This window comes from Allomuricauda sp. R78024, assembly GCF_044596045.1.
Lineage (GTDB): Bacteria > Bacteroidota > Bacteroidia > Flavobacteriales > Flavobacteriaceae > Flagellimonas.
This window is the reverse complement of the sequence record NZ_CP138995.1, coordinates 382,892-402,464: the sequence shown is the minus strand read 5'-3', so window position 1 is coordinate 402,464 and position 19,573 is coordinate 382,892. Positions and strand designations below refer to the sequence as shown.

The following is a 19,573-nucleotide window of genomic DNA, read 5'->3' as shown; positions in this document are numbered from 1 at the left end:
TGTTAAAATACTAAAGTAGGGTATTTTAAATATACCTAGGTGAAATAAGCTTTAAATCTTGTGAAAATTATTGATTTTCAGCATTTTTCTGCTCTTTACCTTGCATTTTTTTAACGTTCTCGTTGGTTAACATATAATCTTTCATGCTTTTCCCTTTGCTTTCTTTTATCAAAAAAAGAGGCATTGCTATAAGGAAAAGCCCTACAGTTCCAAATCCAATATATTTGTTTGCTGTAGCAAGATCATCTTCTTTGATTGTAAAACCATAGATAATTGAGGAGAAAGAAAGCAACACGATTAAAACGATTATGTATTTAAGCTTGAACTTCATCGGGTGTAATTAATTAGTTTTCTGCGGTACGCTGTTAGCAATTTTGATTTGGAAATAAAGCCGATATATTTTCCTTTTTTGATGACCGGTAGGTTCCAAGCACCGCTATCCTGAAATTTTCGCATAACAACTTTCATGCTATCGGTATCATAGAAAATGTGTTCTGGCGGGGCATGCATTAAATTTTTCACATAAACGGAATTGTAAAGGTCGTTATCGAACATGAATTCACGGATATCATCCAGAACTATAATGCCCATTAATTTTTCTTCCTCATTTAAAACTGGAAAAATATTTCTTTTTGATTTTGAAACTGATTCGTGTAGCATTTCACCAAGAGACATTTCTGGACGAACTGACTTAAAGTTTTTTTCTATGACATCATCCATTTCCATTAATCCCAAAACCATCTGATCTTTATTATGGGTTAAAACAGCTCCTATTTTTGCTAGCTCTTTAGTGTAAATGGTATAATCCAATGCATTTTTGGTTATTAAATAGGATATGGAAGCTGTAATCATTAATGGGACAAAAAGTTGATAGCCTCCAGTAATTTCAGCAATCAAGAAAATGGCGGTTAGGGGGGCATGGATTACCCCTGCAATTAATCCTGCCATACCAATGAGCGTGAAATTACTTTCAGAAACCTCAAAACCAAGTCCAAGGTTATTGATGATTTTTGCAACCACATTGCCCAAAGCACTGCCCATAACCATGGTAGGAATAAAAATTCCGCCAGCACCACCAGCAGCGAAAGTTGTGGTCATAGCAATTGCCTTAAAAATGATAATGCCAAATAAAAGGGCAATCACTACCCATATATTGGAGGTGTAGGCATCAAAAGGGGTTTTGCCCAAAGCTTTTAAATGGTCTCCTTCCAACAGATTGTTTATAAAACCAAAGCCTTCACCATATAAAGGGGGAATAGCATACAGCATAATCCCTATGGCAATACCACCAACGAGAAGCTTGTATTTTGGACTTTTAAAGCGCTTGAATAAATCAAAAATTCCAAAATACATCTTGGTGAAATATATGGAAGCAAATGCTGTTCCCACTCCCAACAGAATATAGAAAAAAGTGTCCTTGAGTTGAAATCCTTCAGATAGTGAAAAGCTAAAAAGTACTTCGTTGCCTAAAAAGAAATAGGAAGTAAGTACACCAGAAATTGAAGCCAAAAGCAATGGAAGCATGGAGAGCATGGTCAAATCCAAAGTAAATACTTCAACAGCAAAAATAATGGCAGCAATGGGTGACTGAAAAATGGATGATATTGCACCAGCAGATGCACAAGCCACTAACAAGGAACGTGTTTTGGCATCTATATGAAACAATCTACTAAGATTTGAACCTAGTGCCGACCCTGATTTAACAGCTGGCCCGAGTAATCCCACAGATCCCCCAAAACCAACAGTTAATGGTGCAGCAATTAAAGGGGTATAAATATCTTTTACTGACAACAACCCTCCTTTTTTAGAGAGCGAGAAAATTATAGAGGACACCGCATGTTGTATAGGCTTTTTATGAACGAATTTCACATATAGAAAGACCAATGCCAGACCAACGATAGGCAAAATAAAGTATAGCTGATTTTCAGAAAAAACTATTCCTTTTTCTAATAGGGATTGGATAAAATAGGTAGTGTTTTTTAAAGTAACCGCGACCAATCCTGCCAAAAAACCAACCGCTAAGCTCATGATATGAACAAAAGTCCTATTGGAGATATTTTTATATCGCCATTTTAGAAATTTTTTAAGAGCTTTTTTGGCAAAAACCACTATTTGATGATTTATTGAATATTTCTGTAAGCACCAAAATTCGCAAAAATTTAGGATAGATTGGCTAAATAGCAAAAAATGTACCTTGTCTAACGAAGTGGATCTAGGTATTGCTCTCGATTATCTTGACTGGGCCAAATGGTTATATGCTCTGTAAAAGAAGAATGACTATAATAGTTGAATGCTTTGCTTTTTACCTTTAAAAGATATTCATCATACGAACCCACATCGGAATATCTTGAAATTCGTGAAGACTTAATTGCATAGTCCAAAAGGTCAAGTGACTCTAAGCCTCCAATAACAGGCATTTTTGGCAAAATCAACTCTTTGTCCATAGAAGGATTGAAAGTTATTACCCAATTTGATTTTTGATTTTCGGACTTTAGATGAACCTTACCACTAAAATAATCATTGATTGGGCTGTATGTAATTTGTATGGTACCATTCTCCACAACGGTAGAAAGGTCAGTTTCAATTGGGTTATATTCATTAAGCGGGAGTCCTTCGCCAAGATATCTGTAACCATCTAGATTACTTCCATAAAGATCTGTATAAGAATGTCGATAAAAAGCGAAGTTATCAATATATGGGTGTAAGATTTTATCTGGACTTATTATCTGACCAATTCCAAACAGGGCGTTGTGAAATCGGTAATTCTGGAAATCGTCCAAGTTTTCGAAACCTATTAGATTAATGTCAGAATTGTCCGCGTATGGAAAGTTTCCAACGGAGATATTATCGGAATTAAAATCATCAATGTCCAATATCAACGGATTGGAAATAGTATCTCTTTTAAGTTTAGCAACAAAATGAGTGCCGTTTACAGGACCACCTGGTGACAATATGTAGATGTAATCGGTAGGGTTTTCCCTGTCGAGTAAATCTAATGTTCCCTCATTCTGGTTTGGAGTAAACACTAAATATGTGTACCCAAGTCCTTCAAGATGAGGAAAACCTGTGGAGGCATAATTAATGTCAATGGTCTCAAAGTCAAACCTTCCTTTATTCTTCAAGTAAAATTCCGACAATTTTTCTCTGTTTAAACCTGGAGTTGATTCAATATTGACTAAATCATTTCTTTCCTTTGTAACCACCGTCAAAACAAAATCTTTCTGTGCATCGAAGCTTAAAGGAGCAAGGAACAGGTGACTTTGTTGGTTGCTAATTTCCAAACTATCCAGTGGGTTGCCCTGGACATCGGATAAAAAGGCATAAGCTTGCTCTATTGGGTTACGAATATAATTTTCTTCTATAAACAATCTCAGCAGGATTCGTTGGATTTTGACATTAATTTCTACCACGTCAGAATTGTTAGCATCGTCCGTGGCAACAAATCGAAGCATTTTTTCCCCAACAGTATATAGATCGGGGTCAAATTCTAGGGAATATTCGGAGCTACTATCATAGATTTCCTCTCCATCTAGAAGGATTTTCAAATTGATGTTTTGGGTATTGTCATCAGATAAGTTCACCGTTATTTGAACTTTTTCGCTCAAAACTTGATCATTAAGAAGCCCTTGAAGATCTATTGAAGGAGGGGTGATGTCTTCAACGGTTGATGAATCATCATCGGGAACCTCTTTGTCCCCATCACTTGAACATGAGGAGATAAAAGTTCCAAATACCAATGCGAAAAGGAAATTGAAAATGGTAGTTTTGGTAACCATAGTGTATTTGATAAGATTTGATTGTTACATTAGTTTCAGGCCTAATTCCTTGAGTTGCTCATCATCAATTATAGCAGGAGCATCTATCATGACATCTCTACCACTGTTGTTTTTAGGGAAGGCAATAAAATCTCTAATGGTTTCCTGTCCACCTAAAATAGCGACCAATCTGTCTAAGCCAAAGGCAATTCCTCCATGTGGGGGTGCTCCGTATTGGAAAGCATCCATTAAGAATCCGAATTGTGCTTTTGCTTGCTCTGAGGTAAAACCTAGATGCTTGAACATGGTAGCCTGAATTTCTTTATCATGAATACGGATGGATCCACCACCAATTTCGTTCCCGTTCAATACCAAATCATAAGCGTTTGCCTTTACTTCACCAGGATTGGTTTCCAGTAATTCTAACTGTCCGGGTTTGGGGGAGGTAAACGGATGATGCATGGCATGGTAATGGCCAGTTTCTTCATCTAATTCCAATAATGGAAAATCAACGACCCATAAAGGCGCAAATTCATCTGGTTTTCTAAGACCTAAACGTTCTGCCAATTCCATACGCAGTGCACTTAATTGAGCCCTTGTTTCATTGGTGTTTCCTGAAAGCACACACATAAGGTCTCCCGTCTTGGCTTTGGTCACTTCTGCCCATTTGGCCAAATCCTTTTGGTTATAAAATTTATCAACGGAAGATTTGTAAGTGCCATCTTCATTACATTTTACATAGACCATGCCTTTGGCGCCTACCTGTGGCCTTCTAACCCAATCAATAAGTTTGTCAATTTCTTTTCGGGTATAGGAAGCCCCACCCGGAACCGCAATACCAACCACCAACTCTGCTGAGTTGAATACATTAAAATCTTTGTGTTGGGCAACGGTGTTAAGTTCTCCGAACTCCATTCCAAAACGAATGTCAGGTTTGTCATTACCATACAAACGCATTGCATCATCATACGTCATTCTCGGAAAATCTTGTGAATCTATGCCGTGAACTTCTTTTAGCAAATGCTTGGTTAATCCCTCGAAAGCATTTAAAATATCCTCTTGTTCCACAAATGCCATTTCACAATCTATCTGCGTAAATTCAGGTTGCCTGTCAGCTCTTAGATCTTCATCCCTAAAACACTTTACAATCTGAAAATACTTGTCCATTCCACCAACCATAAGCAATTGCTTAAAAGTTTGTGGGGATTGGGGGAGGGCATAAAACTGCCCTTCATTCATCCTACTGGGAACAACAAAATCTCTAGCACCTTCCGGTGTGGACTTTATTAAATAGGGAGTTTCAACTTCAATGAATCCCTGGTCGGAAAGGTATTTACGTACTTCCATGCTCACCTTATGCCTAAACATAAGATTATTTTTAACGGGATTTCTTCGAATATCCAGATAGCGATATTTCATACGAATATCTTCACCACCATCTGTATCATCTTCAATGGTAAAAGGTGGCAAAATAGATTCATTTAATATTTGAAGTTCGGTTACAAGGACTTCTATATCTCCTGTTGGAATGTTTGGGTTTTTAGAGGCTCGTTCAATTACCAGACCTTTAATTTGAATAACAGTTTCACGCCCAAGCTCCTTGACCTTTTCCAAAAGCTCAGTAGAAGTACGGTCTTGGTCAAGTACCAATTGCGTAATGCCATAACGGTCACGAAGGTCTATCCAGATCACAAAGCCTTTGTCCCTTACTTTATGAACCCAACCACTTAAGACTACTTCTTTATTTATATGTGATGTTCTTAAGTCACCACAGGTGTTACTTCTATACATGATTTCTATCTGAGCGGCAAATTTAAGAGGAATGTGAATATATACCGCTAGATATCTAGATTTTCTGATGGAGTATAAACTTTATCCAAAATCGAATAGCATTTTTCTGATTTTATCTTAACAATATTTAGTAAGTTTTTTGGCAATTTAAAATTTACATTAAAGTCAGTTCAAGAGTTTTTCTGCTTCAATTTATCGGTAAATAACTTAAATAATATCATTTATAAAAATATCAAATAGCTGATAAATAGATATTTACAAGTTTAATGTAAATTAATTGTTATTTAAATGTGTAATTAATGTAAAATAATTGTAACTTTATTACGTTAGATAAAAGAATTTATAATCCCATTTAATATGAAGAAAGCAATATTTTTTTTAGCAGTGATGTTTTCGGTTTGTATGTATCCACAGGATACAGAACCGACTTTTGAAAAAGTGGGGAAAATGGTAAAAGCTACATATTTTCACGAAAACGGCGAAATAGCCCAAACAGGGTATCTGTTAAAAGGAAAGTTACATGGACAATGGTTTATGTACAATGTAGATGGCAAAAAAATAGCCTCTGGAAAATACAATGAAGGAAAGAAGTCTGGCAAGTGGTTCTTTTGGGAAGCTCAGATTTTAAAAGAAGTTGATTTTGCAAATAACAGAATTGTTAATGTAAAAAACTGGAACCAATCTGAAGTTGTTTCGGTAGACAATTAAGTTAGATAAATTTATAAATAAAAAAGCCCTGGCAATTTGCCAGGGCTTTTTTATTTATAAGGCACTTTCTTTGCTAAGCAGCAATATCAAGAGCCTCTTTTTTATTCTCTTCTTTTCTAATTCTGTTTTTTCTAACTCTTACTTTAACCCTATAGACAAGGCTAAATAGAATAGGAACCACAATTAGAGTTAAAAAGGTAGCAATCAACAATCCGTAAATTACCGTCCAGGCCAAAGGCCCCCAGAAAATTACGTTATCACCTCCCAAGTAGATATTTGGATTAAACTCACTAAAGAGAGTAAAGAAATTAATATTGAATCCTGTTGCCAATGGGATCAATCCTAATATTGTGGTAATTGCTGTAAGCAGTACAGGGCGTAACCTTGCCTTACCACCTTTAACAACAGCTTCCGTAAAGTCTTCAGAACTTAACAATTCATCATCTTCCAACTCAAGTTCCACAGTCTTCCTATCAATAAGCAGTTGAGTATAATCTAATAGAACCACCCCGTTGTTTACAACAATACCAGCAAGGGAAATAATCCCCATCATGGTCATCATTATAACAAATGCGCTTCCTGTAGCAACAATACCACCAAATACCCCTATCAAACTCAAGAAAATGGCCAACATGATGATTCCCGGTTTTGAAACAGAGTTGAACTGGAAAATTAAAATGAAGAAAATTAATCCGAGACCCGTAAAGAATGCTCCCATCAAAAACGCCATTTGTTTGTTTTGCTCTTCTATCTGACCGGTGTAATCAATATGTATTCCAGCGGGAAGGTCATTGAAACTTTCCATTTCGTCCTGAACCTTGCTTACAATTGCACCTGCATCCGTAAATCCTGGCGCAAGGGCTGAATAAACTGTAACAACACGTTTTACATCACGATGTTTAATCGCACTAAAACCAGAGCTATTTACCTGCTTTGCAACAGCGGAAACAGGTACTTCCTTTATTTGACCTGAAGATTGATCTCTAAAAGTGATTTTTTGGTTAAAAATTGCACTTGTATTGTATCTATTTTCCTCATTAAAGCGAACATAAATATCATAATCCTCACCATCTTCTTTATAGATTCCAGCTTTAGCACCAAATATTGAATTACGGAGTTGTTGTCCAACTTGACCGGTTGCTACACCAAGCTCTCCAGCTTTCTTTCTATCCACAGCAACCAGCATGGCGGGTTTAGATTTATTTACATCAATTTTAAGCTCATCAATTCCCGGGATGTTTTTTGCGTTGATATAGTTACGCATTCTTTCCGCAGTAGCAATCAATTCAGAATAATCATCTCCTTCCAATTCAATATTGATAGGATATCCTGCTGGCGGGCCAACGGCATCTTTCTCTACAGAAATGGCAACCCCGGGATACACATCTTTCAAAGCTTCTTGTACCATTTTTAGCAGGTCATTACTATCAGCTCCTTCGCGGAATTTATATTCTCGCATGGTTGCAGTAATTTTTCCACGGTGAGGCATTTCTGCTGCAGAACCACCATCTGTTTGTGGATTTCCAGCACCTTCACCTACTTGGGAAACTGCACTTTCTGTTAGGAAATTGTAATCTCCGTGCAAATAGGCATCTTCATTAATAATATCATACACCCTTTGCTCAACCTCATTGGTAATCTCGTTGGTTTTCTTAATGTCCGTTCCTTCAGGATATTCTATATAAACAATAATCTGATTTGGCGTATTGTCTGGAAAGAATTCCACCTTAGTACGTTGACTTCCAACGGAAGCCCCAAAGCCCATAAAAGCAAGAAAGAGTAATACAAATGTGCCTATGGCAATGAAAATAGGTTTTCTTCCAGTTAGTGCTTTTCTAAGTGTTTTTTCATAGAATCTTTCCCATCTAGGTAAGATTTTATTCTGAAAACCATTGGCCCAATTTCTTAAAAAGAGTCTATAGATCCAAAGCAAAATAGAAGTCACTATCATTAAGGTACCTAAGGCTCTATAGCTTCCACCAAAAATCAAGATCAGCAATCCAATTCCTGCCATGATTGCTGTTATTTTAATGATTTGCTTTATTGGCATGTCTTTGTCTTCAGTGGTCATAAATTGTGACACCAATACCGAGTTAAAGAAGATGGCCACAAACAATGACGATCCAAGAACAACGGATAAAGTCACTGGGAAATAAATCATAAACTGTCCCATTACTCCTGGCCAAAGTCCAAGCGGTACAAAGGCAGCAACCGTAGTTAATGTGGAAATAATAATTGGGAAAGCAATTTCTCCAATTCCTTTTTTAGCTGCTTGTATGCGGGACATACCTTCTTCATCCATTAAACGATATACGTTTTCTACAACCACGATACCATTATCCACCAGCATACCAAGACCCATAATCAAACCAAAAAGAATCATGGTATTCATTGTGTACCCTAAAAGACTCAAAATCATCAAGGACATGAACATTGACATAGGAATTGCAAACCCTACAAAAAGAGCGTTTTTAAATCCTAAGAAGAACATTAATACAGTAACAACCAGTATAATCCCAAAAATGATATTGTTTACCAGGTCATCAACCTGACCTATAGTTTTTGATGATTGATCATTGGCAATACTTACTTCTAAATCTTGGGGAAATACATTTTTAATAGCATCCTCGACAATTACCTGAATTTGTTCTGCGGCGGCAACCATGTTTTTACCGGCACGTTTTTTAACATCCAACATTACAACTGGGTGTCCAAATTCTCTTGCGTAGGTTGTTTTGTCCTCTTCTTTAAATGTAACTACAGCAATGTCCTTTAAATAAATAGGATTGTCGTTTTCAGACTTTACTACAAAGTTTTCAAGCTCATTGGGGTCATCGATTTCACCAACAATTCTTATAGTTCTGCGTTGTCCGCTTGTAATTAAGTTTCCAGCAGAAATTGTTGTGTTTCCATTACCAATAGTATTGATAATATCGTCGAAACTAACTTGGGCAGCCATCATTTTGTAAATGTCCACCGCAACTTCTACTTCCTTTTCTTGAGCACCACGTATATCAACTTGTTTTATTTCTTGTAGACTCTCAATCTCATCCTCCAAATACTCGCCATATTCTTTTAGTTTATCAATTGGATAATCTCCAGAGATATTGATGTTTAGAATAGGAATCTCTTCGGACATGCTCAAGTCGAAAACATTGGGTTCAACTTTAGCACCATTAAAAGTGGGCCAGTCTTCACTAGCTGTTTCGGTATCGACTTCGTCTTTTATTTTTTGCTTGGCCGCGTCTACTGTTATGCTTTCATCAAACTCCACAATGATTATGGAATAATCTTCTTGAGATGTTGAGGTTATCTCCACCACATTACTAACCGTTTTAAGCTCGTCTTCGAGCGGGTCGGTAATCAGTTTTTCAATATCCTCTGCTGTATTTCCTGGGTAGACCGAGCTAATATAAATCTTGGTCTCTTTTATCTCTGGAAAGTTCTCTCGGGGCATGCTAAAATAGGCGGATGCTCCTAAAAATAGGATGACCGCAATTAAAACATACATAGTTGTTTTATTGTCAATAGCCCATGATGCCAGCCCAAATTCTTTATCTACTTTTTTCTTTTGCTTACTCATAATCTATGTCTTTTGGCTATTGGCCATTCTTGATTTTTACTTTCTGCCCTTCTTTAACGCTTCTTGCGCCTTCATCAATAATACCATCGCCATTATTGACCCCAGAAAGCACTTCTACATAATCTCCCTGAGTTTTCCCGGTAGTGATAATTACTTTTTGCGCTATGGCATCAGAAGAAATAGAATCAGCATTTACTAAATAAACATACTGCTCTCCTTCTGCATTTTCAGAAACGATACTTTGAGGAATTAGAATAGCATTCTCATTGGTATAATCATTGATCATAACCTTCGCGGTAAGGTTTGGCTTTATGTTGCCGCCATTACTTGGAACAGGAATTTCAGCTGTAAAAGATCTGTTGCTTGGATTTATAAAATTGCCCGTCTGTCTTACTTTGGTGGTAACGCTATCGCCAAGTACTGGGAAATAGACATTAACATTTTTCCCTGGCGTAACATTGGGTAAATGACTTTCTGGAACTTCTACTTTAATGTACATATTGGTTAGGTTCACAATACGGAAAACCTCAGAACCTGGACCCGGACTAACAACAGTACCTTGATCTTTTATAACATCATCAATGATTCCTGAAAATGGAGCTCTAATAGTAGATTTAGAAACTTGACTCTGCATCTGCTTTACGGCACTTTCCTGAGCTTCATAGGCTGTTTTAGCCTGTAGATACTGAATTTCTGAACCAATATTTTGTTCCCATAGACTTTTTTGACGCTCAAAAGTGGTTTTTTCCAATGCAGCTTGTGTTTTCATTTGTGCCAACTGGCTTGACAAACCTCCATCATCAATTAAAGCCAACAATTGTCCCTTTTTCACTTTTTGACCTTCCTTAACATAAACACGGTTTAATGTGCCCGATATTTCTGGATAAACAAGCACATTCTGTTTTGTGGTTACGTTACCTTGAAGTTCTAAATAGTGATCAAACTTTTCAGTTTTTGCTTCTATAGTTGTTACCAGTGGTAATTTTGCATTATCATCCAACAACGCAATTACAGAATCCAAGGATTGAATTTCCATCTCCAATCCCTTTTGTTGATTAGTAATTTCTGTTCGCTTTGCTCGAATTGCTTCTAAATCGTTCCCAGCGATAACACTTTCTACCGAACCATTGTTTCCTCCTCCGCAAGAAGATAAAACAAGTGCTGTAAGTACTAGATATATTAAATTTTTCATGTTGATATGGTTTTCTTTTTTGACTATTGATTTAATATGATTTCCAATTGGGTTTTGCGGTTGATTACGTCAACCATGGATTGCAAATATTCTTGCTGTGTTGAATATAGTTGTGTCTGTGCTTGTCTAAGTTCAAAACTGGTTGCCAATCCTTCAGAATATTTAATTTGATTTTTATTTTCGATACGCTCGGCAAGTTTTAAATTTTGCTTGGAGGTATCATATTCCTCTATAGAAAGAATGTAATCACTCTTTGCGCTTTCCAACTGTAATCGAATCTGTTCCTGAGCTTCTGTGAATTGCGTTTTAGCCTTTTCTAGAGCTATTTTGGCACGTTGCGTACTTGCACTTCTCTTTAAAGAGCTGAAAATAGGGATATTAAGGTCAAACCCTAAAATAGATTGGCCAAACCATTTTTGTCCACTACTTAAAAAATTAAAACTATCACTAAAAGAATTGCCTCCATAATTAACAAAAGCATTCAAAGAAGGAAGGGCCCTGCTTTTTTCTAACTTATGCTCATAATAACGTTGTTCATTTAAGTTGAGTGCCAACCTATAGTCTACATTGTTCTCTATATTGAATTCAGAATCCAATAAGCCCAAATCAATTTGCTTTTGAGCTAAATCATCAAGACTCTCCGTAAGTTCTGTGGGGGATGTAATAGGTAAACCCATCATCAAGTTGAGCATTTGAAGTGTTATTTTCTCCAATCGCCTCGCATTTTTAAGTTGACTTTCTATGGATGATAGGGTTATTTGCAGTTGATCTACGCTTTCTTCGTCACCAAGCCCATTCTCATAAATTCGCTTGGTTTCATATAGGTTTTTCTCTAAAGTGGCTTTGTTGTTTTCGGAGATTAATACACTTTCTTGCGCCAACAATACATTTCCATAAGCCTCTACAACGGCTTTTCTAACATCTAAATCAGTTTTTTCCTTGTTATTCTGGCTATAGCTTAAGAAGGCTTTTGTTGCTTGAACACCAACTATATATGATCCATCAAAAATTTGTTGTTTTAATGTTGCAGTTGCGGTTGCAGATTGAGGCTGTCCAAAAACTACCTCTTGAAAAGTCCCTGGCTCACCGCCAAAAAACTCGGCTGGGATTTGGGACACTGGCTGTTTAAGCTGATTTTGGTAGCTTATAGCTCCATCGATTTGAGGAAGCCCGCCGGCAATGGTTTCCCATTTTTGCTTTTGTGCGTCTACAATATCCCTATCTGCATTAATAACAGAATAGTTGTGCTGCAATGCATAGGCTATTGCTTCATCCAGGCTAAAGCTACTTTTGTCTTCCTGTGCTTGGGAAAACAATGGTATTATTAACAGTAAACTAATTAAGGTTGTTCGCATTTATTCTTGGTTTGAATTGATGATTGAGTTTAATACTTTTCTTCCTTTTGGAGTTACAATACCCCTTATATGATATTCTAAATAGTCATCTTCCAATTGTTTGTTTGAAAAAATAGTCATTGGAAAAAGACCATTGTCTTTTATACTTATTACTCCAGAAAAGTATATTCTGGAAACAAATTGAATGTTGAGATTGTCTCTATAAATACCTAAATCCACACCTCTTTTAATATTATCTACCACGCAATCCTGCATGACATCGAATTGTTTTTTCTTGAGCGTATCATGAATTCTTGGATAGTATTTCTGTAATTGGTATTGTGGCGATGATTTTTCATCTTTTAAATGATGCATTACAAATCGCTTTATTTCGTACAATTCTTCAATTGGGTTTTTTTGCAATGCAACAATTTCATCAATACCGTTTGAAATAAACCAAAACAAATCCAATGTACTTTCCTCTACCAACTTTGTTTTGTTCTCAAAATGGGAATAAATGGTCTTTTTTGAAATTCCCATTTCATTGGCCAAATCATCCATTGTTACACTCTTAAACCCTAGATTTAAGAATAGCTCCGTAGCTCTATGTAAAATCTTTTCTCGCATAATCGGGAGCAAAAATAGATGCGGAAACTTTAAAAACAAAAAAAGTTTCCAAAGTTTTACATTTTTTTAACAAATGCTTAAATCTTTGGAAATAATGGTTCAACTACCCATAAAAAGACGAAAGAAGAAACTTTTATTGGACTGGACTGTTGTTTTAGAACTTGAACCCCAAAAAAAAGTCTTGTATCGGTAGCCTTGTCTTCTTTGTATCGGATTATTTTTTTTATCCTCGGTCATCATAATCTTCTTTTTTAATTCGATTGATATAAGCGTTAAAGGCCTCTTCTCCTTCTTCTTTCCAAAATTGATCATAGTGCTTCCAATCAGAATTGCCATTTTTGGAATTGCAATAATTTTTAAACCTATCATGTCTTTTGGACTTTTTATGACCCCCACCTTTTGAGGAATGGTTGCCAAAACCAAAAATTATTTTGGCCAGTGCCAATAAACCAAAAGATTGCCAGTACGTAAGCGTGGTAAGGCCAAAAACGTCTGGCATTAACCAATTCCACAACCACATGAACACAAAGCCCATTAAAAAGATCATGAGAATACCAAAGATGACCATGAACAAAATTTTGAATCCTTTGGTTACGTACCTCTCCACTTTTCTTTCGTATCTACCTGAATGTTCCATACTCTTTAATTTTTGTTAATTCTTATTTTTTCGATTTCTAGATTTTTTGATAAAAGGGACAAAGCCCTGTGTCTTCTTGACATTAATGTTCCAAGGGAAATGCCTGTTTGTTCGGCAATTTCTCTATACGTATAACCTTCAAAATCAATAGCTATAATAATGTCTTGATAAGAAGGTTTTAGCTGGGTTATTGCTTTTTTAAGGGCTTGCATTGAATCTTCTGGGTACGCATTGTCCGCTGTACCGTAAAATAGTTCTGCAAACCCCGCCCATTGTTTATCAATATCATCAGCCTCATGTACTTGATTCTTTTTGGTTCTCATCACATCAATTATTCTGTTTTTGATGGAGTTGTAGACAAAGCCTGCAATATTGTTTATAGGAGAAGAATCATCTGACCTTGAGAATATTCGTAAAGCCACATCTTGAATAATATCCTCTGCATCTCTTTCTGTTGTATCATCCACTTTTGAACGCACATATGCCTTTAGAGAATGATACTCATCATCAAAAAAAGTTGTCAGATTTTTATAGTTCTCTTTATTGGAAACCATTCAAAAAGGGCTGTTTGCTGTCTTCAACTATAAAGACGAAGCTTTTCAAATCTATTGCGTTTTTTGCATAAACTTTTTTCGAATCTTGCTAATCTTGATTTTTTAAATGCAAAAGGGATAGGTAAACTCTTGTGGAATTACCAAACAATTTAATTTATTGACAGTATTTTTGATTTATGACGAATTCGAATACCATTGAGCAGTATGGGGCTGCATTTATTTCTCATTTAGAGAGCAAAATCAAAACAAAAGAACCAAAGAATCTTTATGAACCTATAAATTATATCCTTGGACTAGGAGGCAAAAGATTAAGACCTATCCTCACACTTATGACTGCTGACTTGTTTGGTGGAAACTTTAAAGATGCCCTGGACTCCGCTATGGCCATAGAGGTTTTCCATAATTTTTCCTTGGTGCATGATGATATAATGGATGACGCTCCACTGCGAAGAGGAAAAACCACAGTTCACGAAAAATGGGATGTAAATACTGGTATTTTGTCCGGAGATGCCATGTTGATCAATTCATATCAGTTTTTTGAAAGCTATTCACCAGAAATTTTTAAAAAACTCACTTCGCTTTTCAGCAAAACTGCAATTGAAGTTTGTGAAGGTCAGCAGTATGATGTGGATTTTGAATCTAGGGACGATGTTACTATCCCTGAGTATTTAAAAATGATTGAATATAAAACTGCTGTTTTAGTAGCAGCAGCCATGAAGATGGGGGCAATCATTGCAAATGCTTCACAGGATGATACTGAAGCGATTTACGAGTTCGGGAAAAATTTGGGCATAGCCTTTCAGTTACAGGACGATTATTTAGATGTTTTTGGAGATCCAGAAACTTTTGGAAAACAGGTAGGTGGAGATATTATTGAAAACAAGAAAACATTTCTTTTTCTAAAGTCTTTGGAATATGCTGAAAAGGAGCAACGAGAAGGTCTTTTGCATCTATATTCGTTAAAACCTGAAGATTCTGGAACAAAGGTGGAAACGGTAAAGTCTATTTTTGTGGAAAGTGGGGCGGTGGAAGAAGCTAAAAAGGAAATCAATGGGTATACTCAAAAAGCATTTGATGCTTTAACCACTATCTCTATTCCTGATGCTAATAAAGCCATTTTAAAACAGTTTGGGGAAAACTTGATGAAACGAACTGTTTAGGAAGATTTTCAAAAGCAACCTAATATGTATGTGCCCATCTATAGGATGAACCCGTGATACGTTTTGGATATGAGGCTTTCGGTTTTATTCTTGGTTTTATTTGGATTGGCTTGTTCTAGTGATAATGAGAAAGATGAAATATTTGAAATTAATTCTTTTTACAACTGTGAGGAAGGGCTGATTGAGGATGCTTCTTTGTTAGAGAGTGAATTAACAGGGAAATGGAAATGGATAGAAAGCAATTGCTCTTTTTGTTTAGATCCAAGACCCACAAAGGCTGATAAATTGGTAATGGCTCAATTCAAATTAGATATGACCTATTCATTGATGGAAGATTCAAAAATCATTTCAGAAGGCGTTTGGAGCATAGATGAATCGGAGTCGATATTTTATGTTTCTTTTGACCCCAGACCAGCTTATCTTGATGGATCTATCCAAATATGTGGAAACCAGCTTATTTCCGATGCACGCCCTTGGGACGGGGGAGCATACTTGTTTGTTAGAGAGGATTAGTTACTAAAATATTCGACGCCATAATGCTTTTAAAAAAGGCCATTTTGGGCAAGCACTAATTATCAAGAGGTCTTCCCAGAGTGAAGTGTCTTCATCCAGAAATTTTAATATTAATTGAGGTTTTCTTTTCTTAAATAAGGATTCAAATATGGATTGCCCTAAATGATTGTTGTTATAAAGGATATCCAGTAGCAACAAATCATAATACCAATATTTGTCTCTTTTGTAAAACTTGGATAATGGTTTTTCCTTTTTAAGGAATCCCATTAGGGCGTTTACTTGCTTGCTTGTATTATAGAATGTGAATCCCGTGCTTGCTTTCGCCCATCCACCAGCTATGCCAATGTTCATGATTCTATCAGAATTGTGCTTATTAAATCCGTAAGAAGTCATAGGAATATTACCTGTTTCCTTTTCTAAGATTTCATAATCAGTGCACCCCAATTTTTGCTCTAGGTAATCCACAATGGCATTTTCATATTCAGCTTTTTCTAAGGTATCCTCTGAGAATAAAGTGTATTCCACAAGGGCCTCTGTTTCAGAAAAAGGCAAAACATACATGAAACGGGTATTCCCCATTTGCGGGATGGAAAAGTCCATAAAAGTAGCCTCTTCTTTATTGAAAATCGCTTGCTTGGTTTTTACAAACCATCCTAAAAAGTGTTGCTGCAGTACAGGGTATTTTTTCTGGTTTTTGACAAGCTGATAATCAAAAGTACTATTGAAAACTTTTGCCCCAGTAAACTTATTGGTTTGCGTGGACACTAACACTGGGTTCTCATTTTCTTGAATATTGGTCACTTCTTCCTGTACCCAAGTAATATTTGAACTACTTTTTATTCTAGTTAAATAATGGTTGTAAAAATCAATCCCCCTGAGCATTTTATAATGATAAGGATTAATGGAAGTGGAGAGGCTTAACTCCTTTCCAGCAAAATAAATGTTGGGCCAACTTCTATGCAGAATACCATCAAATTTACCATTGCCCTTCTCCCAAAAGCACCAAGTCCGATCGTTTTTGGTCTTATCGTCTTTATCAAGAATCAAGATAGATTTGGAAGTGAAGAAATCGTCATTCGTAAGGGCATCAGCCAATAAGAGCCCTGCAGCTCCCGCTCCAATTATGATATAGTCGTAGTTGGACATTGATCAAAAATACGGAATGGAAAATAGTTAGATGAAGTAATACAAATTAGAATTTGCGTAAGCCGTACTAAGTTTATGTATTAAGCCAATTCAAATCTAATCCAAATAGTTAAATCAATCCAATTCTACCGCTGTTCTTCAATAATTTTTAATAGTTTTTGTCTTGCTTTTGAAAAATGTGCAATAAGGTTGGGAATTGGAGCCTGGCCATAGCCTTGTTTCATTCGTTCTTCTGAAATATTTAAGGTTTTCAGCAATTTTTTGGCAGCCTCAACTTTAGAAGCGGTGTTGGTACTTCCCACCTCTTTAAACCATATAGGAGCACTTTCAGCAAATGGGTAGCTGTCCATCATTGGCCATTCAGATGGGCCACCGGAGACCCTTGCTGTTACCCATCCTCCTTGAGGAATTTCAATAGAACCGCTATAAGATTCTTTTGTGCCACCCTTACTTTTTTTCGTCCATACTGCTGCTCCGTTTACAAATACTTCAACAGTTTCGTAAGAAATAGGAGAATACACGTTTAATGTCCATTTTGCCTTTTTGTTTTTTGATTGGATGACATCGCCAACTTCTTTTCCATCTACCTTGAATATGAGCTGGGGACCATTACTCACAAAACTTCTCCCATCCTTTAGCGCTTCTAAGTAACTCTTGGTAGTTAATTCTCCTTTGGGTTTTGCATAGACTCTGGTTGCACCAATGGCCATGGTTCTGTAGAGGTTATTCATTACATCACTACCTGCAGATTGCCCCATAGGAATGCCCATATTCAGAAACTCATGCCACAATGCAGCAGTACCTATTTCATCAGTCCAAAGACATCCTAATTCTAAAATATCCACTTCTTCCAGTACAGCATCGGCTATCAATGTTATTGGAATACTTCCAGCTCCATCTACTGCAAAGGGGTCTTTTACGGCAACGGGATGAACATAACCTCCTAAGCCTTCATTTTTTCTGGCAAAACGAAGAGGTTCCGCATTTAGTCTATCATCATTCCCATAAATATCGTAAAAGGGACCCCATACCCATGGCCAGTATAATTCATCGGTTCCGATTAGGCCTAGATGCCCTAAAAAATGAGAGCGCACTTCTTGTCCAATACTAATAATTGGTGTTCCCTCATTTTTCCAACCCCAAAGGTCCTGCCCAAGAAATCGATTCCCCAGATTGGCCACCAACGGAAAACCAATATCTAAGCCTTCTGCTTTAAGATCTAACATAATGTCTTCTGGATCTAATCTATTTGTTCCGCCATAGTTTAAGTGAAAATGATTGTCTCCGGAATACCACCCGTTTGCACTGGCATCCCAAATTTTACTTAGATTAATTTCGGTTGTTGATGTGCCTTCTTGTACTTCAACTTCTTGAATGTTTTTCGTGGTCGAAAACCCATGTACAGTGGTTATTGTCAAAGAGCCAAGCGGAGCTTCAACTTCAATCTCTCCTGGGGAATAGAAAAAGACAATACCATGCTGCCCTTCAGAATGCACAACACCACTATCTGGAATAATAGGATGCCCGTTTTCATCTGTGATACTCATTCTGACCGCATCCATTTTTCCGTCAACCTTGCTCGTAATCTTTAGTTTTCCTGTTGGATCTACCCAATTCCATTTTTTTACTGGTAGTTTCTCGGTTGTTCCTCCATTTATGGAGATTCTTTTTAGTTTGGAAACCTCACTTTTATTGTATTCGGCAAAATAAATCCATTGGCCATCAGAACTAAATTTAGGAGCCAAAGGAAGTCCCTCACTTTTGGTGAGCAACATATTGCTTTTAGGAATTGAAATATTCAATACGCGAAGTTCATAGTCATCCCCGTTGGGCCAAGTGTATGTTAGGGTTTGATTATCCGGTGAAAGGGAAAAGGCCGTTTGGGAGGCAAAGTTTTCTTCAACTAAAGGAGTGGAGGTGCCCTTTTCCATATCCCATAATTCTATAGAGTCATATGAAAACCCATATTTTTTTAGATAAACAATTTTGTTGCCTTGGAGTGTTGGAACAGGCAGTCGCTCCAAACTTTTGCTCTCCGTAATAATGCTATGTTCATTGGTGCTAAGATTTACCTGCCAAAGGTCAAATGAGCCATTTTTTGCAGAGGAATAGTAAACAAGCCTACCATCTTTTGAAAAAACAGGGTCTAAATCCAGAGCCTCTGTATCGATTAATATGGTTTCTTCCTTAGAATCAAGATTTAACAACACTATTTGGGTATCCATACTGTTATCCCTAACAAAAACCAATTGTTTTCCGTCAGGGGACCAATTGGGTCTTGAATCAATTCCCGCGGAAGAAGTGATTCGTGTGGCTTCCAAACTCTCCATATCCATAAGCCATAACCATCCTTTGGCTGAAAACACCACTTGGTCTTTTAATGGCGAAGGGGCAGGATCCATAGGTCCTGAATTTAGTACAGGAAGATCGTACCCTTCTAAATAGACATGGTGGCGATAACCATCTACCATAGGATATCTATTTTTCCATTGCGCATTGGTGAAATTGGAGGTTAAAAGAAGAAAGCAAGTAATTATAGTAATGTTTTTCATAGGCATTTCAAATGTTGTTCA

15 protein-coding genes are annotated in these 19,573 nt (G+C 36.8%); 3 read left to right on the top strand and 12 right to left on the bottom strand.

The features are described from left to right. Positions 1 to 67: 67 nt before the first annotated feature. From SJY44_RS01725 to aspS, 4 genes are all read right to left on the bottom strand, one after another. Positions 68 to 331: a hypothetical protein gene (locus SJY44_RS01725; RefSeq protein WP_396591023.1), complete on the bottom strand. Its 264-nt coding sequence runs from the start codon at positions 329 to 331 to the stop codon at positions 68 to 70. Then, positions 328 to 2,028, bottom strand: a complete 1,701-nt coding sequence (locus SJY44_RS01720; RefSeq protein WP_396591022.1) for a chloride channel protein — start codon at positions 2,026 to 2,028, stop codon at positions 328 to 330. The genes SJY44_RS01725 and SJY44_RS01720 overlap by 4 nt, the downstream gene beginning before the upstream one ends. Before the next feature lie 170 nt (positions 2,029 to 2,198). Continuing rightward, positions 2,199 to 3,776, bottom strand: coding sequence for a hypothetical protein (locus tag SJY44_RS01715; RefSeq protein WP_396591021.1), 1,578 nt, complete (start codon positions 3,774 to 3,776; stop codon positions 2,199 to 2,201). Between the two features lie 24 nt (positions 3,777 to 3,800). Then, the gene (gene aspS, locus SJY44_RS01710; RefSeq protein ID WP_396591020.1) at positions 3,801 to 5,546 is read right to left on the bottom strand and encodes an aspartate--tRNA ligase; all 1,746 of its coding nucleotides are present in this window, start codon (positions 5,544 to 5,546) and stop codon (positions 3,801 to 3,803) included. A 357-nt stretch (positions 5,547 to 5,903) separates the two neighbouring features. On the opposite strand from aspS, the gene SJY44_RS01705 reads away from it, so the two are divergent. Beyond that, complete coding sequence (locus SJY44_RS01705) at positions 5,904 to 6,254, top strand: nicotinic acid mononucleotide adenyltransferase (protein WP_298923028.1); 351 nt, start codon at positions 5,904 to 5,906, stop codon at positions 6,252 to 6,254. Between the two features lie 73 nt (positions 6,255 to 6,327). Here the strand turns inward: SJY44_RS01705 and SJY44_RS01700 are convergent, their stop codons facing one another. The 6 genes from SJY44_RS01700 to SJY44_RS01675 form a co-directional block, all read right to left on the bottom strand. Further along, positions 6,328 to 9,837, bottom strand: a complete 3,510-nt coding sequence (locus tag SJY44_RS01700) for an efflux RND transporter permease subunit (protein ID WP_396591019.1) — start codon at positions 9,835 to 9,837, stop codon at positions 6,328 to 6,330. A 16-nt stretch (positions 9,838 to 9,853) separates the two neighbouring features. Beyond that, a complete protein-coding gene (locus SJY44_RS01695) occupies positions 9,854 to 11,029 on the bottom strand; it encodes an efflux RND transporter periplasmic adaptor subunit (RefSeq protein ID WP_396591018.1) in 1,176 nt (391 codons plus the stop codon). A gap of 23 nt (positions 11,030 to 11,052) precedes the next feature. Further along, the gene (locus tag SJY44_RS01690) at positions 11,053 to 12,384 is read right to left on the bottom strand and encodes a TolC family protein (protein ID WP_396591017.1); all 1,332 of its coding nucleotides are present in this window, start codon (positions 12,382 to 12,384) and stop codon (positions 11,053 to 11,055) included. Then, the gene (locus SJY44_RS01685; protein WP_298923024.1) at positions 12,385 to 12,990 is read right to left on the bottom strand and encodes a TetR/AcrR family transcriptional regulator; all 606 of its coding nucleotides are present in this window, start codon (positions 12,988 to 12,990) and stop codon (positions 12,385 to 12,387) included. Positions 12,991 to 13,213: 223 nt separating this feature from the next. After that, positions 13,214 to 13,627 carry a hypothetical protein gene (locus SJY44_RS01680; protein WP_396591016.1) on the bottom strand — a complete coding sequence of 138 codons (414 nt, stop codon included), beginning with the start codon at positions 13,625 to 13,627 and terminating at the stop codon, positions 13,214 to 13,216. A gap of 5 nt (positions 13,628 to 13,632) precedes the next feature. Continuing rightward, complete coding sequence (locus tag SJY44_RS01675; protein WP_298923022.1) at positions 13,633 to 14,181, bottom strand: RNA polymerase sigma factor; 549 nt, start codon at positions 14,179 to 14,181, stop codon at positions 13,633 to 13,635. 176 nt (positions 14,182 to 14,357) lie between these two features. Here SJY44_RS01675 and SJY44_RS01670 point away from each other — a divergent pair, with 176 nt between their 5' ends. Together SJY44_RS01670 and SJY44_RS01665 are read left to right on the top strand one after the other, a co-directional pair. After that, on the top strand, positions 14,358 to 15,341 hold the full coding sequence (locus SJY44_RS01670) for a polyprenyl synthetase family protein (RefSeq protein ID WP_396591015.1): 984 nt from the start codon (positions 14,358 to 14,360) through the stop codon (positions 15,339 to 15,341). A 69-nt stretch (positions 15,342 to 15,410) separates the two neighbouring features. After that, entirely contained in the window at positions 15,411 to 15,854 is a 444-nt protein-coding gene (locus SJY44_RS01665; protein WP_396591014.1) for a hypothetical protein, read from the top strand. A 3-nt stretch (positions 15,855 to 15,857) separates the two neighbouring features. Here SJY44_RS01665 and SJY44_RS01660 read toward each other — a convergent pair whose 3' ends face one another. Both SJY44_RS01660 and SJY44_RS01655 read right to left on the bottom strand, forming a co-directional pair. Then, on the bottom strand, positions 15,858 to 17,000 hold the full coding sequence (locus SJY44_RS01660; protein WP_396591013.1) for a lycopene cyclase family protein: 1,143 nt from the start codon (positions 16,998 to 17,000) through the stop codon (positions 15,858 to 15,860). A 125-nt stretch (positions 17,001 to 17,125) separates the two neighbouring features. Continuing rightward, the gene (locus tag SJY44_RS01655) at positions 17,126 to 19,552 is read right to left on the bottom strand and encodes a CehA/McbA family metallohydrolase (RefSeq protein ID WP_396591012.1); all 2,427 of its coding nucleotides are present in this window, start codon (positions 19,550 to 19,552) and stop codon (positions 17,126 to 17,128) included. Between the last annotated feature and the right edge of the window lie 21 nt (positions 19,553 to 19,573).